Source organism: Paraburkholderia sp. C35, assembly GCF_003121405.1.
Taxonomy (GTDB): Bacteria; Pseudomonadota; Gammaproteobacteria; order Burkholderiales; family Burkholderiaceae; genus Paraburkholderia.
Genome location: NZ_QBUY01000002.1, coordinates 252,091 through 267,378, shown reverse-complemented (window position 1 = coordinate 267,378; position 15,288 = coordinate 252,091). Strand labels below are relative to the sequence as shown.

Sequence of the window (15,288 nt, the reverse complement as noted above, 5' to 3'; positions counted from 1 at the left end):
CATAATGAGGCAGAAAATCGTCAATCAGAGACATTTATATTTTCCACACATTATGGTCTGAAATCCAATCCACGAAGTAAATTGCTTGCCGTTCACACGTCGATTGAAAATCATCTAGCGGACCTCCTGCCGTCGCCCTGCCGGGCGACGGGGTTAAAGTGAGTTTGCCGAAACAGCTTTAACCAGAAGGAGGTCATCATGAACTATAGCGGCATTGACCTGCATTCGAACAATAGCGTGGTGAGCGTGATCGACGAAACGGACCGCGTGGTCGCCGAAAAACGCCTGCCGAACGACCTGGCGAAGATCCTGGCGTTCCTTGCCCCATGGCGAGCCGGGATGGCCGGCGTCGTGGTCGAATCCACGTTCAACTGGTACTGGCTTGTCGACGGCCTGCAGACGGCCGGCTACGTGGTTCATCTCGCCAACACCACCGCGATCAAAAAATACGACGGGCTCAAACATAGCGGCGACGAGACCGACGCGCGCTACCTGGCCCACCTGCTACGCCTGGGGATCCTTCCGGTGGGCACCATCCTGCCGGCGAGGCTCCGTGAGGTACGAGACCTGGCGCGCAAGCGCATGCAGCTGGTACGCAGCTGCACCAGTCACATTCTCGCCGTCGAGAACATTACAGCGCGTCAGTATGGCACGCGAATCACAAGTAATCAGGTCAAGCGACTCGACGAACACGCTGTCAATCAGATGGGCCTGCCCGACAATGTGGCGCTCGCGGTCCGCGCGAACGTCGCGGTCATCACGACGCTTCGCGAACAGATTGCTATCGTGGAAAGGCGTCTCCAGAAGGAAGTCGCGCGACATCCCGACTATGTCTTGCTGACCACGGTGCCCGGCATCGGCCAGACGCTTGCTACCGTGATCATGCTCGAAACCGGAACCATCGAGCGTTTCGCCAACGCTGGCAACTTCGCTTCCTACGCGCGGTGCGTGGACAGCCAGCGCATGAGCAACGGCAAGAAAAAGGGCCAAGGCAATACCAGGAATGGAAATCCATACCTGTGCTGGGCATTCATCGAGGCGGCCAACTTCGCGATGCACTTTAGCACCGAAGCCCGGCGGTTCTACGAACGCAAGAAAGCGAGGACGAATTCAGTGCTCGCCCGCAAGGCCCTGGCTCACAAGCTGGCCCGCGCGTGTTTCCACATGCTGAAGGAGCGAAAACCATTTGATGTAACTCGCTGCTTCGCATAAGCGTTACGACGGCGACCGGCAAGCCCTCATCGTTGACTGGGCCAAAAGCCACCGAGATTGAATGGGATGTCGTGCCGCCGTCCCCGAAGTGCAGCAAAGCGGATCGCCTGCAACACGAGCCAGCCTTGGATTGGTGCCGGACGTTTGGCAACCACGAGTATTGTGCGAACCCGATGGACGCGTTGCGGCACCAAAGTTCTTCTGGGGTGGCAGAGCCACCAGGGCGACAGGCAGCTGCTGCACGCCGATCGCTTGATCCTGATGGGTGTCTGGCGCGATCCGTCGCAGCCATGAAGCGAAGAAACGGGTGCGATTGGCTACTGCCTTCGATCAGTAGAATCGGCATCGGCCGCTCACCTGGTCGAGGGGATTGTTTGCTCGCTTGACACCGGGTCCGCTAATGGGTGTCAACGATCCAAGTGTCCGTGTCGACCGTCCGTTCATGGCCGAATTCGAAAGCTCATCGGAAGAGCTGATTGCATCGCGGATAACGAGATCGGCGAGTTCCGGCCGACTTCCGCATTGTGCAGTCGACGCTGACCGCAAGAGAAAGACCTCGCTCGAAGACCAGCAATGCGTCGCCGTTCGTGACCGAAGCACCTTCCGTCGAGCACAATCAGAACTTGTGCCGGATACCAACACGCACGAGCGCCTGATAAGTGTGCGCGGAGAGGAAACCGCAGCAGGTACACCCTAGCAGGCCTCTACAGGATAGCGGTCCTCTTACACGTCGCAGCGAGCTATTCATCAGGATGTCGGCTACTCCGTCGTAACAACTCAAGCATTTCCTCCCTGCTTGCCACGCCGTTATTGATCACCACTTCCAGCAGCGATTGCCCAGAATCCGCTGCCTTCTTGACCAGTGCCGCAGCGCGAACATAGCCAACCTTCGCTTTCACCACAGGCGCGATGGCTGTCGATTCGAGCAGATGGCGCTCACTCGCAGCCTGATTCGCCTTCAGTGGACGCACCACGCGCTCATCGAAGAGATCGGCGGCTCGCTGCACCATGTCGATCGCTTTGAACAGCGACACCGCGATCAGTGGCATGTAGTTGTTGGTCTCGAGCTGGCCACCCGCACACGCGAGCATCACGCTTTGTTCTGCGCCCGCCGCCACGTACGCGATCTGTGTGAAACCCATTGCATGCACCGGGTTGACTTTGCCCGGCATCATCGACGAACCCGCCTGTTGCGGCGAAACCGTGAGTTCCGCTATACCGCCGTGCGGTCCCGAAGAGAGCAGAACAATATCGTTTGCGATCTTGGCGATGGAAAGCGCGACCGTCTTGACGGTGCTTGCGAGCGTGGCGAACTCGTCCATATTCTGTACTGCGTCGAACAGGTCGTCAGCCTGCTCGAGCGGCGTGTTTGCCAGTTCCGACAACTCGGCCGTCACTTCGGCCCGGTAGCCGGGATAGGTGCCAAGCCCGGTGCCAACCGCTGTCGCGCCAAGACATAGCGTACGCATGGGTTGCAACTGCGCGCGCAGCGACGCCACGCTACGTTCGACAACGCCAGCGTATCCACCGAATGCCTGTCCGAGCCGCATCGGCAAGGCATCCTGCAAACAGGTTCGTGCGATCCTTAGCATGCCGTCGAATTCATGCTGCTTGTTGCGCAACGACGCGCCAAGCTTTTCAAGCGTCACAGCCAGTGCCTCAACCTCTTCCAGCAATGTGAGCTTGACTGCCGTCAGCACGACATCGCTCGTCGACTGCCCCAGATTGACGTGGTCCAGCGGGTCGAGAAACGCGTATTCGCCGGGTACACGTCCCAGCAACTGTAACGCGCGGTTGGCAAGGACTTCGTTGATGTTCATGTTGATCGACGTGCCGCACGAGCCTTCGAGTGGATCGACGATCAGTGCTTCGCGAGGTTGACCGTCGACCAGTTCCAGACAGGCCTTCTCGATAGAGGCGCCCTGCTCCCGCGTCAACTTGTCGTGACGTGTGTTCACACGCGCAACGGCAAGCTTGGTCCGGGCCAGCCACGCGACGAAGCGCGAGTACTGCGAAAGGGTCTCGCCCGAGTACGGAAAGTTCTGCTGGCCGCGCAGCGTGTGAATGCCATATAACGCATCGGCAGGCACGCGGCACTCGCCGAGCGCATCGATTTCGATTCGATAAGGTTGCATGAGTCGATTCAAATCCATTCAACGATCAGCCAGCCAGCGAGTCATGGCGGGTTTCGGGCGCCCAGATCGCGCAGCAGACGCCGCCGACCAGCAGCACCACGACACACAGATACACAGCCGCCTGACCGCCGTAGGTCGCGACGATGGTCGGAAACAGAAAGGTGGTCAATGCAGAACCGATCCGGCTCGCGGCAACGGCCAGACCGAGCGCGGTCGCACGCATTTCGGTGGAGAAAAGTTCTTGCGGGTACAGGAAGCACAGGTTGTTCGCGCCACTCAGCACGCAGGCGAAGACCGCAAAAAGCGCGACGATCAACGCGCCTGGTAACTTCGTACCGAATGACAGCACGGCGAGTACGACGGCTGACAAAAAGAAGCCCGTCAGCAGGAAAGTACGCCGGTTGATCCGGTCCACCACGAGCGCGCCGCCGATTGTGCCGACCAGCAGAAACACGTTGTAGATCAGCCCTGCCGTAAACTTGTCGGCGATATGCAGCGAGCCGAACACCATCGGCGAGAAGGTGCCGAGCGAGAAATACGGAATCACGAGGCACATGTAAAAGAAACATGCGATGAACAGCCGCGTGCGCCATGTCTTCGAGAAAAGGCTCGCGATCTTCGAACCGCCCGTAGGCTTCAATGCGCCTTCCGCGAGCGGTGCGAGCGTCACTTGCGGACCGATATGTTTCGCAATCAGCGCCTGTGCCTCGGCGGCACGACCCTTTCTTTGCAGCCACAACGGCGATTCGGGCACGCGAACACGAATCAGGAACACGACGGCCGACGGAATCGCGCTGGACAGCAACATCAGACGCCACACATCCGGGCCTTGATCCTTCAGCAGATAACCGATCACATAAGCACTCGCATAGCCGAGCGCCCAGGCGATAGCCAGCCAGCTCAACAGCCGCCCACGCATGCGGCGTGGCGAATATTCGACAACAAGCGCCTTGCTGACCACGTAGTCGAACCCGAGCGTCACCCCCAGTAGCAGGCGCAGCACCAATAGTTGCGTCGGACTCGTCACCCAGAACTGCGCGAGCGAGATCACGGCGAACAGCAGCATGTCGTAGTTGAATAACCCGCGTCGCCCGAACCGGTCGACTACAGGGCCCGCGAACAGACTGCCGGCGAACAGGCCCGCCAGCGACGCGGCGCCGAGAATGCCGAGCCAGAAAGCGTTCAGATGCAGTTGCGGTGTGGCGATCGTCAGTGTAATGCCAACAATGCCGAGCACGAAACCATCGCTGAACTGGCCTCCCGTTCCAGCCAGGGTGACACGTAGATGGAACGGCGTGAGCGGCGCGTCCTCGAACGCAACCGGGTCGTGCGCAGATGCGCTACGACCGGCTAGAATGGCATCGCTGGAAGGGGTCATATGACGGTCTCCTTTGGATAGTTTGTATGTCGCCAGGTGACGGCCATTCTAGATTTCAGGCATGCGTCTCACGAAGCAAACGCCTTCAAATAAGGAATTCTTATGCACATTCCGCAAAATGCCGATAAGACCGCGTCACGCCGTCGAAGGCTGGGCGACTGCGCGAGTGTTCGCAGGCGTCTGCCGCTTGGGCGCATGTCATGAGCCGGTCAGGCGATCGCCCTGTCGATCTCTATCAACTGGACATCTTCCTGACCATTGCGTCGACGGGCAGCATGTCCGGTGCGGCGGCCGTGCTGGGTGTTAGCCAGCCCGCGGTGTCGCAAGCGCTCGCGCAGCTGGAGCAATCGCTTGGACTGGTGCTGGTGGATCGTTCACGGCGCCCGCTCGCGCTCACCTCCGCCGGCGTGTATATGTCGCACAACGCCGAGCCGCTGATCGCGATGGCCCGTCAATTGAAGGCTCGCGCGATCAGTGCGTCGGAAAGCGAAGGCGCTTATCTGCGCATCGGTGTGATCGATTCCGTCGCGAATGCTATCGGGCCGTCGTTGATCAAGTGGCTGCTTGAACGCACCAGCGGGCTATCGGTGCAGATCGGCATGGCGACCGCACAGGAAGATGCATTGACGAACCGCGAAGTCGATCTGATCATTTCGACCCATGCATTTCCCGATCATCCCGAGTTTGAGCATCGATTTCTCTATCGCGAGAACTTTATTGCAATCACAAAGCACGCACAGAATAACGACGAGGTGCCGACGACATTGCAGACACTCGCGGACTCGCTCCCGTTCATCCGCTACAGCCATTCGTCCACGCTCGGCGTGCGAGTCGAACGCGTGCTGAGATACAACGCGATCGATCCGCCGCGCAAGCTGGAAGTCGATCATGCGGACACGCTGACGCTGCTCGTTTCGCAAGGGCTCGGCTGGGCAATTACCACGCCGACCTGTCTGTTGCAGACGGGGACGCGCTTCGTCGATACGATCGATCTGATTCCGATCGAACACGGCAATTCCACCCGCTCGATTTTTCTTGTCACGCGGCGCGGCGAACACATGCGACTCGCGGATGCGCTTGTCGACAAGGTGCGTGACTCGCTAATGAATTTGCTGGCAACCTATCCGCGGCTGCGTGCTTATGTGCCCGATGGCGCAATCGATTTTAGCGCGCAACAGGCGCAGGACACGTGAGCCGGAGCAACCACTTAACAGATGTAGAAGAAAGTTCGAAACGGGCCCGTTTGCGAATTGATGTAGAGCCGCTTCAACATCACCCTTTCATGCGCTGCCTCTCGGAACCAATATATTGAGGTAACACCCGGTAGAGCGTGCTTCAGGTTGGCCGATTAGATGGCCGCTTCCGGAATGGAGCCGACGTCTGAATGTCGGAGTCACAACGCGAGTGAACGACTCTCAACGGGGGTACTCCGGACACTGGCAATTGCGCGGCAAACGGCTGCAGCGGGTCCGATTTCAGCCGACCCCATAGGTTAGCAGGCGCCAATGGAGAGAACTTCGCAGAGGTGTCGCAACGAGTGGTTGAGTGAGGCTAACCTTAGGCGTCACTACCAGTTCAAACTGTCGCCTTGCTCCATTGGCAGCACTGCGGGTGCGCCCGGTCGCGGTCACTGACCCAAGACGACTCCGTCAGCCGGACAGTTTTTCGATACGGTTGAGGGCCGAGTCGATTGCCTCGCATTCTATGCGTCTTCCAGCCACGGCATCTCCACGGGTGACACCACCAATTGTCGGGACTCGCGCTTCAACTCGAAGATGAATCCGACCAAGATCATGGAATCAGAATAAGGGATCGGGAAGACGTGAGGATTGTCTGTAGCGCGCAGTGGATGCTTCGCTGTGTCCACTGCCTTGACGGCGTTGTCGCGAACGCTTTCGAGCTCGTCTGCCATTGCCTGCCCACTTACTTGCACGACCCGGATACGCAGGTCGCTGAAGGGTTCGATGCGCGCCCCGTCTTCGTTGTATTCGGGCACTTCATAGATGAACCACGACATTTGCCTCTCCCAGGAAAAAGGGCGCCATTTTAACAGTCGGTGTATTTGATCATCTCCCGACCATCAACCCTACTGCCCCGTTCATTCATCGTCAATCGAAAGCAACGCAGCTTGCTGCACTGTGAAGTAAGCTGCCCATCTCTTTCTCGCTGCCGATACAGTCCGCAAATCCGCCTTTGGGTGAGTAGCATCTCTGTCCGGCTTCTCGAGTTTAGCGGTCGTTCCATCGGCAGGTTTCCCGCTCGATGAGTGGCGGATAGTGGACTGATCGCGTACCACTGCACCGCTCGCCAACTTCCGAAGTCGCCCCTAAGCGGACACGTAGATCGAGTGGCGCACCCGTGGAGCGCGCCATACGAATTGCCTGGTTCTGGTTCGGGCTGGCGTCCCGTCAGGATTTGATGAACTCGAGAAGGTCGGGGTTGAGGACGTCTGCGTGGGTGGTCAGCATGCCGTGCGGGAAGCCAGAGTACGTCTTTAGCACACCGTTCGCCAGCAGGTCGACCGCGCGGGGCACCGAACTCGCGAACGGGACGATCTGGTCGTCTTCGCCATGCATGACCAGTACCGGCACAGTGATCTTCTTCAGATCTTCGGTGTAGTCCTCCAGCCAGGAGAATACGGTTTCATAGTGGGCCTGGGCGCTGCCGGCCATCCCCTGGCGCCACCAGTTCGCGATCACCGCCTCAGACGGCTTGGCGCCCGCACGGTTGAATCCATAGAACGGACCCTCCGGAACTGCCCGATAAAACTCGGACCGGTTGCCAAGCACGCCCGACTTGACCGCGTCGAACCACTCCGGCGGCTGACCTGCAGGGTTCGTATCGGTTTTCACCATGTTCGGGGTCAACGAGGCCACCAGCACTGCCTTGGCGACTCGCTCCTGGTGGCGAGCGACGTAGCGGGCCACCTCGCCGCCGCCGGTGGAGTGCCCAATGTGGATCGCGTCGCGGACGCCGAGGTGTTCGGTCAGTGCAGCGAGGTCGGCGACCCAGTGATCCATGTCGTTGCCAGTGCCGACTTGCTCGGACCGACCATGCCCACGCCGGTCATGGGCGATCACCCGGTAGCCGTGGAGAAGGAAAAACATCATCTGCGCGTCCCAGTCGTCGGCCGACAGGGGCCAGCCATGGCTGAAGACGATCGGCTGACCGGTCCCCCAGTCCTTGTAGAAGATCTCTACGCCGTCCGGAGTGGTAATCGTAGGCATCGCTGGTACCTCCTATAAGAAACCGATTGAAGTGTTGGTGCTCCGCAAGGCATCGAGAATGCTGCCAGTGGCTTCTCTCGAAGTTGTATTCAGAATGCGCATCTGAAAACGCGCGAGCGGGGCGCGCGCTGACAACGCTGCGATGGGTCTCTACATGTCCCTCGGCGCGATGCGCTTGCTCCTGCCGCTTGAAAGCATCGAGTACAAGAATCGGCCTATGAGCGAGCACCCGGAATACGGTGACCGCAGCAGCCATTGCAGGGATGAGGTATCTGAACTGGCGCCGAAGGGACGGTGTCTGCGCCACGGACATCTGGGTTGATTCCCCTGGGAGGTCTAGGGTACACCCGGGCGGGTGGATCCTGTGTGTAAATTGGGGAGTCTTTAGATGACTGAGGGGCGGATGTGCCGTGGCCTATCGCGCCTCACGCCTGCCTCGAATGACCAGGCGAATCATGCACGTTGGTCGAGCAGGCTGCGGCGCCAGATTCCACGTGGCCATGCTGGCTCCATTCTGCTCTTCGCTGATCCCGCTAATTCGACGCTCGCTGATGATCGCGCGCCGCTTTGCCAGCCACCGCTTTCTGAAGTCGGCCGTCACAGCAAGCCTATGCGCAGCCGTTAGCAAACAAACAGCCGCACTCCAGCTTTATTGCGGGGAGCCGTCTCGCCACACGCTTGCAGCGTCTACTATCAAATACGTTTCCTGTCGCCTCCGCTCCTGTGCGGAGCAACGCTTGACGCACCCAAAGCCCACGGAGTCGAGACATGCCGGTCACCAGTCATTCGATTAAACACAAGCCCTATGTCGTTGGTAACTTTCAGGTCCCCGCGGCGGTGAACGCGGCCGTGCCGCCGGTGGCAGTGCCGGCTCCAGCTGTGCCGACGGTCGTAACACGCTATCGCAACCTGCATACGATCTACCCGACCAACCTCGCGCGCAACACCCTGACCATCGCGGCCGCCACGACAACCGACGCGCGGAACCGTCTGTCGGGCACGGCGGCCGTCGGCGCAGGTAACACTATCTTCCTCAAGTACTTCGACGACGAGATCACGTCGGTCCGCCTCCCCTGCCCGGCGCCCGCGGGCGTCAACCTGTTCGTCACCGACACATTGACCGGTTGCAAGTTCTTCGTTGACACAATCGCCGGTAGCACCGATCTGATGGTCTATCACGCGAACACCCACGCGCACTCGGCGGGGGCGGGCGCCGACTGCGACGTGCAAACGCTCTTGGCGCTGGGCGTTCTGGACCAGTTGCATCAGGACGCGGTTGCCGACTATGCCGTTCACGGTGTCGTTCTGAACAACCACGCAGATTGCGAAAAGCAGACCTACTACGGTGCCGGCGGCGTCGCCGAGCGCGCCAAGCGGAATCAGGGCCGCACCCAGGGACCAGTCTTTCAAGCCGGGCAGGCTGTATTTGCCGGCGGCTGCACGATCGTTGGTATCCCGAATGGCGCCTCTTGGGACTTTTATTATCAGGTCTATGGCACGGTCGATTATGCCCGCCCCGACATCCCGATCATCAACGCGCTGATCAAGTTCAAGTGGAATTACACGCACAAGAAAATCTGGGAAGGACTGGACCACGGTGCGGACGTCGACTCGATGAAGGTTCACGGCTGGGGGACGATTCCGTGATCATGCGTACTGCCGGAGCAAAGCCGACGCCTGAAGGTCCGACCGACGACGCACGTGAACGGCGGGTTGTGGCCGCAACGAAGCGTCCAGTTGCTGTACAACACGCCCACACGCTTCGTATCTGTCAGAACTTCCGGCAGCAAGACCTGATGCTCCAACCTGATTTGGATCGGAGCAGTCAGGGTTTGATGATGAGCGTCCCTAAACGCGAGGAACGTGACCCGAAGGTCGCACCTTGGAAACGACGTCGCAGACGAATCATTGCTGTACGAACGCGCCAACCGTAAAAAACGGATTGAATGCACTGTTGTTCATGACCATCGCATAGACGCCTCCGACCTTCATGACCCAACCCGTATCGGCTGCGTGAAAAATGGCTACCGGCGTGCCGTTATTGCTGGCATCGAAGTCTTGAAGAGCAGTCACTCCAATCAGACCGGGGACGGTTTGGGTGTAGTCGAGCGAGAACGTAGTCGTACCCAACGCCGTCTGCGGATTGATAAAAGCGAGCGTCGCACCGTTGAACTGTGCAGCCGTATAGTTCGCTGCTGGTGTAGACGTAGCTGTACCATCCAGGCAGTTGCCGGCAGTGGGTTCGAAAAACGTTCCGCTATACACACCCGGCAGATTCGGATGTGGCAACGAAGCGTTGAAGCTCACATCACCAACAGCAGGTGCCGCTCAATACCCGTTGTTTGCAACGACCGCGCACGCAGAAGCGCTTGTCGAGCCAATAAAGACCCCAGCGAGCGAGTTATTGGTCTGCGTTGTCGCTGGCGCCAGAATCGACATTCCAATCTCCGAGTCAGCCACCGTGTTCAGCAGATCAGAAACGGCGGCAGGTACAAAAGCTTGCCCCACCCGAACGATCACGGGTATCAACGCGCCACTCAACCTGCCGACGATCATGATGCCTCGAGCCTGGCTGGGCGCGAGCAACACGATAGGCTGCCCCTGTCCCGCGCTCGGGTAAGGTGAACCAGACGATGTCGGGTTGCTCACAAACACGTTATCCGGTGTGCTGTCGGCATTCGTACGCAACGCCCAGGGCGTGCCCGTGGTTCGACATGAATAATCGCTACCAGACGTGATTGAACACGAACCGTCTGTGTTCAATGTCTCGCTCCAGTTGATAACGTCGGGCTGCCAGCCTTGTGGTGTCGCTGTCTGGTACGACGTGCCTGTTGGCGAGAGATGCAATCCGAGCTCGTTATAGCTGCCAGCGACCTTCGTGAAATCAGTTTCCGTATCCGTGAAACCGATAAACGAGAATGAGTCGAACGTGCGCGTCGGGACAGCGCCAAGATTGCCTAGCAGCGCCACACCCGGAAAGCTGATCGTCGCACCAGGAATTCCCCCATTCACAACGCCGTTGCCTACAAACAGAACCGGCGGATCCACCGGATTGATCGTGACGCTATAGGCATTACCCGCTGACGAGCCGCTGTCGATAACAAAGGCGCAGCGGTTCTGCTCCGCAGTCGCCAGAGTCGTTGCGTGGTGGAAAGTCCCTGTGATCGTCTGGCCTGCGCGCGTTGTGTTGACCTGACCCGAGCTGGTCGGAATCGAAGACATCACAAACTGCATTTGATACGTGAGATTCGTCGAATCGAACTGTACTTTCACGTACTCGCCGCTGCTCGAGCCGCCTGTGAACGTGGTCGAATAATCCAGCGTATCAGGACAGAGCTTAACGACGGGGACAGTCGGCGTCGACGCCGGCACTGGACTGCTAACAGGGCAACTGCCGCCCGTACACGATGGGGTTTGCGTGACGCTGGTCGGGTGACCGGTCTCGCCGCCACAGCCAGCAAAAAACGGTACAGCGAGCACGAAACTGCTGATCAGCGCAGCCCGAATCTTGATATCGCCAAACATGCTATTTCCCTCTCGGCATTCTTGAGACATCGTAGATTTTCGAGTGATTGCGCGTGCCGATCGCTTTTTTCACCGCGTCACACGTTCCGGTGACATCCGTTTATCGGCAGATACGATTCGATCCTGTAGCCTGATTTTGGCTAGGGAAAATGCCGACATCGTGAAAACAGCGACGGACGTCTGCAACCGATCCGTTGCCACCGTTCGACGAGATTCGATGCGCATGCACCCTATTTTCCAAAGATGCATCGGCCCCGATGGTTCTCTCTCACTACGGATCGAGCGCGATGAACACTGAGCCAACTCGAAATCCGAAACGCTTTCTAAGCGCTAGTTGAAAACGCGACGTTTTCCGCGATGATTTTTAGCAGAAAGTCCATGACTGCCCGTACTTGCGGCAAACGGCGCAAATCCCGATGCACGGCCATCCAGATGTCTCGTGCAAATCGTTCGCCCTCGTAAGTGACCCGCCGCAGATTCGGGTCAGTGTCCGCCACGAAGCACGGCAGGCCAGCCACGCCGGCGCCTGCCTGAGCCGCTGCGAGGTGACCCGTGATGTCGCCGATTTCGCATGCAATAGGCCGCCCGCTTGCGACGTTCTTCAACCAGGCCTGCTGTGGCCGGTCCGCGAATCCGGCGTCGTAGGCGATGAACTCCCAGGCAGCGGGATTGCGCAGATGCGGATAGTCCTTGCTTGCGTACAGGTCAAATGACATACGCCCGAGCTTTCGTACCACCGTATTCGCTTCCTTTGGACGAACCAGCCGCAGGGCGATGTCGGCTTCGCGCCGACTCAGCGAAACTTGCCGTGGCTCGCCCGAAACAGACAACTGCACGGCTGGATGTGCAATCCGGAAGTCCGCCAGGTGCTTCACCAGAAAACTGGCCACCAATACAGGCGGCGCGCTCAGTGAGACCTTGCCGCTGAGCGGAGAATTGCTGACATCCACGAAGCGCTCGATCGCGTAGGCACGCTCTTCCATGCTCTGCGCCAGTTCGAACACTCGCTGGCCAGCTTGAGTGAGCTTGCAGGATCGGGGAAAACGCTCGACGAGACGGATCTTCATCTCATCCTCCAACGCGCTCAGGCGTCGGCTCACCGTCGCGTGATCGACTTTCAGGCTGCGCGCGGCCCCCGAAAACGTACCAATGCGGGCGACCGCGAGGAAATGACGCATATTTTCCCAATCGAACATCGGTGCATTTTCTCCAGGATGCCGTGCAGTTATGGGGAATATTCGCACGAAGCCGATGTGTCTACCATACAGATCACTTCGGTCGACAAGCTCCATTCCCCAATGCGCATTTCCCGCTGTACTTGCCGACCGGGCTCAGCGAAAGACATAGATCCATTACATGAAAATATCTGAACCTCGCCGCATTGTGTCAGCCGTGGTCATCTCGCTCTGCTTCATGGGTGGGGTCGCAGGAGCCGCTTCGGCAACCGGCATGGCTTTGCTGCTTTTTCCCGAATTGGCCGCACTGTCCTACGACGTATTCCTCCGTCCGCACGGCACCTGGGCCCGTGCGCCCTGGATGCTCGCGCTCTCTCCGGCGCTGACCGCCGTGCTGGGAGTGCTCGTCACGCGTTATCTGCCGTATTCCGCTGCGTCCATTGCAATCTGCATCGTGGGAGCGATGGTCATTCTCAAACTCATGCGCTCGCCCATCGTGCCGGCCATCTCGGCCTGCTTTCTCGCGCTCTCGCTTGGCGAGACAAGCTGGCTGTATCCGCTTGCGATTCTGCTCGGCACGGGTGCGCTTGCCGTCCTGTCCTCGACATACCGGAGGTTCTTCGACAAACAAGCCGCACACGCCGCGCCCAGCGCCAACGATCGGGGCGACGACGAAATCGAATCACTGCCCGAGCAGTTTTGGTGGGTGCCGTTTTTCGCAGTGTTTCTAGGCGCTGCCTACCTGCTCTCGATGGCGACGGGAATGCGAATGGTGTTTTTCCCACCACTAGTCGTTATTGCCTTTGAAATGTTCGCGCATGCAGACGTCTGCCCCTGGGCTCAGCGGCCTGCGTTGTTGCCGGCGGTATGCACGCTCGCGGCGGCAGCGGGCGTCGCTGCACTGGTGATATTGGGTCCAGGCGTGTTCTCAACGTTACTGGTCATGCTGTTCTGCGTTGTCATGCTGCGGGCGACCCGCCTGCATGCAATTCCCGCACTCGCCATAGGGCTCCTGCCGCAAGTCATGACGCACGCCGACTGGCATTTCCCGCTCGCGGTCGGCATTGGCAGTACGCTCTTGACAGCGAGTTTCCTGCTCTTCGAGAAATCGTCGGGAGGTCGTCGCCAGGTCGCGCAATAGCGGGCGTTTTCCATGAAACTGCTTTGTCGTTGCCCGGCGTGGAGCGTAGGAATAGATATGGGAATCCCGGTATGCGTCGAAGACGCGTAGTCACAAATGGCGCTTGCGATTACGACGAAGTGAACGCCCGGTCAGTTGTAGTTTGCGAACACGTCAGCGACGATTATCCAACGCCGGCAAGAGGCCGATGAAGGAGCGCTCGTCTTTGACAATCGGATGGCCGATCGCGGTCTGACGATCAACGTGAAATGCCTTCCTGGGGTGAAGTGAGTATGCTGCCGGTAGTATGTTCTGTTTCAGAACCGGCAGTAGCACATTGCCACACCGTTGATCGATGAAACCTTAAATCGTTGTTCGACGTTCCTACGCGAGGAACCAAAATGAATCGATTTATGCTCTACGTGGCCGCGTCGGCATTCATCTTCGCCACCCTTCCTTGCACGCTCAATGCGGCGACAGTCGACAAAGATCCCGCTAGCAACATTCGCCATGCTCTTGATCAGTGGCGCGCCGACTTCAACGCGCGACGCGCAGCACACATATGTGACCTCTTCGCACCGGATCTTCGCTACGATTTCTATGATGCACCGGAGCGAACCTACCCGGAGCTCTGTGACCGCTTGCATCGTGCGCTGGCTGACAATACGCAAACGCTGCATTACGACCTTCAAATCAAGGAGATCATTGTCTCCGCTAACCTCGCGATCGTGCGCCTGATATGGAAGTCGACCGTTACCATCGACGGCAAACAGCAGTCTAACGATGAGACCGGACTCGATGTATTCGGCCGCCAGCCTGATGGTAGCTGGAAGATCATCCGTTACATCGCATACCCTGCGAAGGATTGAGATCTTGGCACGCGAGGCAGCGTGGAAAAGACCCGAGCGGTGATCACCTCAACGCAGCTACTCGCAGAAGGCATTGCTCAAACTTATCCTTGTCATCTTTCTTCAGGGCCTCGAGGTCCTTCAATGTCTTCTCGAAACGTGCATCGGCTGCCTCTTTTTTAATATCTTTGATGTCGTCAACGACCTCGAAAAACTCCTTGTACGGAGACACATTTCTGTCAACAGATGACAGCTTCGAGAGCGCCGCTACAACATCCATCATGCGTCCAATCTGCTTACCATAGCTCTGATGGCTAACTATCGCATGCTCCATCGCGGGGGCACTCGAATTGTTCTCGTTCACAACCACACCCGCGAAACTCCAGCCTGGCAGGATAGGCTGTTGGAAGCTCGTATCCAATGCCGGCCATGCTCCTCCAAGGGCGCGGAGATAGCTTGCCCACCATTGCCACGGCTGTAGCGAATCTGCTTTCGCAAGTGAGGTCGTAGCAACCATTTGATACTCCCAGGGCAAACTGCAGAACGTATTGATATGATGAAAAACAGGAGACGCCTGACTTCCGCGTCTATGAGGATAAAGGCGGTGGCATCAGTTATAGACGGTTCGTGCGAATTAAATTGAAGTTTTGAATTTCTCTATCTATCGT

Annotated in this window: 11 protein-coding genes and 1 pseudogene; 5 read left to right on the top strand and 7 right to left on the bottom strand. The window is 58.5% G+C overall.

Annotated features, from left to right (window positions below):
* Nucleotides 1-198: 198 nt before the first annotated feature.
* Complete coding sequence (locus DK391_RS02370) at nt 199-1,212, top strand: IS110 family transposase (protein WP_109476367.1); 1,014 nt, start codon at nt 199-201, stop codon at nt 1,210-1,212.
* Nucleotides 1,213-1,952: 740 nt separating this feature from the next.
* Here DK391_RS02370 and DK391_RS02365 read toward each other — a convergent pair.
* Entirely contained in the window at nt 1,953-3,347 is a 1,395-nt protein-coding gene (locus tag DK391_RS02365) for a lyase family protein (protein ID WP_162600651.1), read from the bottom strand.
* Nucleotides 3,348-3,372: 25 nt separating this feature from the next.
* Nucleotides 3,373-4,725 (bottom strand): MFS transporter, encoded by a 1,353-nt coding sequence (locus DK391_RS02360; protein WP_109476365.1) that lies wholly within the window; start codon nt 4,723-4,725, stop codon nt 3,373-3,375.
* Between the two features lie 200 nt (nt 4,726-4,925).
* On the opposite strand from DK391_RS02360, the gene DK391_RS02355 reads away from it, so the two are divergent.
* Entirely contained in the window at nt 4,926-5,918 is a 993-nt protein-coding gene (locus tag DK391_RS02355) for a LysR family transcriptional regulator (protein WP_109476364.1), read from the top strand.
* Between the two features lie 509 nt (nt 5,919-6,427).
* Here DK391_RS02355 and DK391_RS02350 read toward each other — a convergent pair.
* Together DK391_RS02350 and DK391_RS02345 are read right to left on the bottom strand one after the other, a co-directional pair.
* The gene (locus DK391_RS02350) at nt 6,428-6,742 is read right to left on the bottom strand and encodes a helicase (RefSeq protein WP_109476363.1); all 315 of its coding nucleotides are present in this window, start codon (nt 6,740-6,742) and stop codon (nt 6,428-6,430) included.
* Between the two features lie 391 nt (nt 6,743-7,133).
* Entirely contained in the window at nt 7,134-7,952 is an 819-nt protein-coding gene (locus DK391_RS02345; RefSeq protein WP_109476362.1) for an alpha/beta hydrolase, read from the bottom strand.
* A gap of 768 nt (nt 7,953-8,720) precedes the next feature.
* On the opposite strand from DK391_RS02345, the gene DK391_RS02335 reads away from it, so the two are divergent.
* Nucleotides 8,721-9,599 carry a hypothetical protein gene (locus DK391_RS02335; RefSeq protein WP_109476360.1) on the top strand — a complete coding sequence of 293 codons (879 nt, stop codon included), beginning with the start codon at nt 8,721-8,723 and terminating at the stop codon, nt 9,597-9,599.
* Between the two features lie 258 nt (nt 9,600-9,857).
* On the opposite strand, the pseudogene DK391_RS02330 reads toward DK391_RS02335, so the two are convergent.
* A pseudogene (locus DK391_RS02330) lies at nt 9,858-11,477 on the bottom strand (DUF2957 domain-containing protein).
* A gap of 323 nt (nt 11,478-11,800) precedes the next feature.
* On the bottom strand, nt 11,801-12,673 hold the full coding sequence (locus DK391_RS02325) for a LysR family transcriptional regulator (protein ID WP_109476359.1): 873 nt from the start codon (nt 12,671-12,673) through the stop codon (nt 11,801-11,803).
* 253 nt (nt 12,674-12,926) lie between these two features.
* On the opposite strand from DK391_RS02325, the gene DK391_RS02320 reads away from it, so the two are divergent.
* Together DK391_RS02320 and DK391_RS02315 are read left to right on the top strand one after the other, a co-directional pair.
* Nucleotides 12,927-13,793 carry an HPP family protein gene (locus DK391_RS02320; RefSeq protein WP_239482677.1) on the top strand — a complete coding sequence of 289 codons (867 nt, stop codon included), beginning with the start codon at nt 12,927-12,929 and terminating at the stop codon, nt 13,791-13,793.
* A gap of 380 nt (nt 13,794-14,173) precedes the next feature.
* On the top strand, nt 14,174-14,641 hold the full coding sequence (locus tag DK391_RS02315; RefSeq protein WP_109476357.1) for a nuclear transport factor 2 family protein: 468 nt from the start codon (nt 14,174-14,176) through the stop codon (nt 14,639-14,641).
* Between the two features lie 43 nt (nt 14,642-14,684).
* On the opposite strand, the gene DK391_RS02310 is transcribed toward DK391_RS02315, so the two are convergent.
* Entirely contained in the window at nt 14,685-15,137 is a 453-nt protein-coding gene (locus DK391_RS02310) for a hypothetical protein (protein ID WP_162600650.1), read from the bottom strand.
* Nucleotides 15,138-15,288 lie beyond the last annotated feature (151 nt).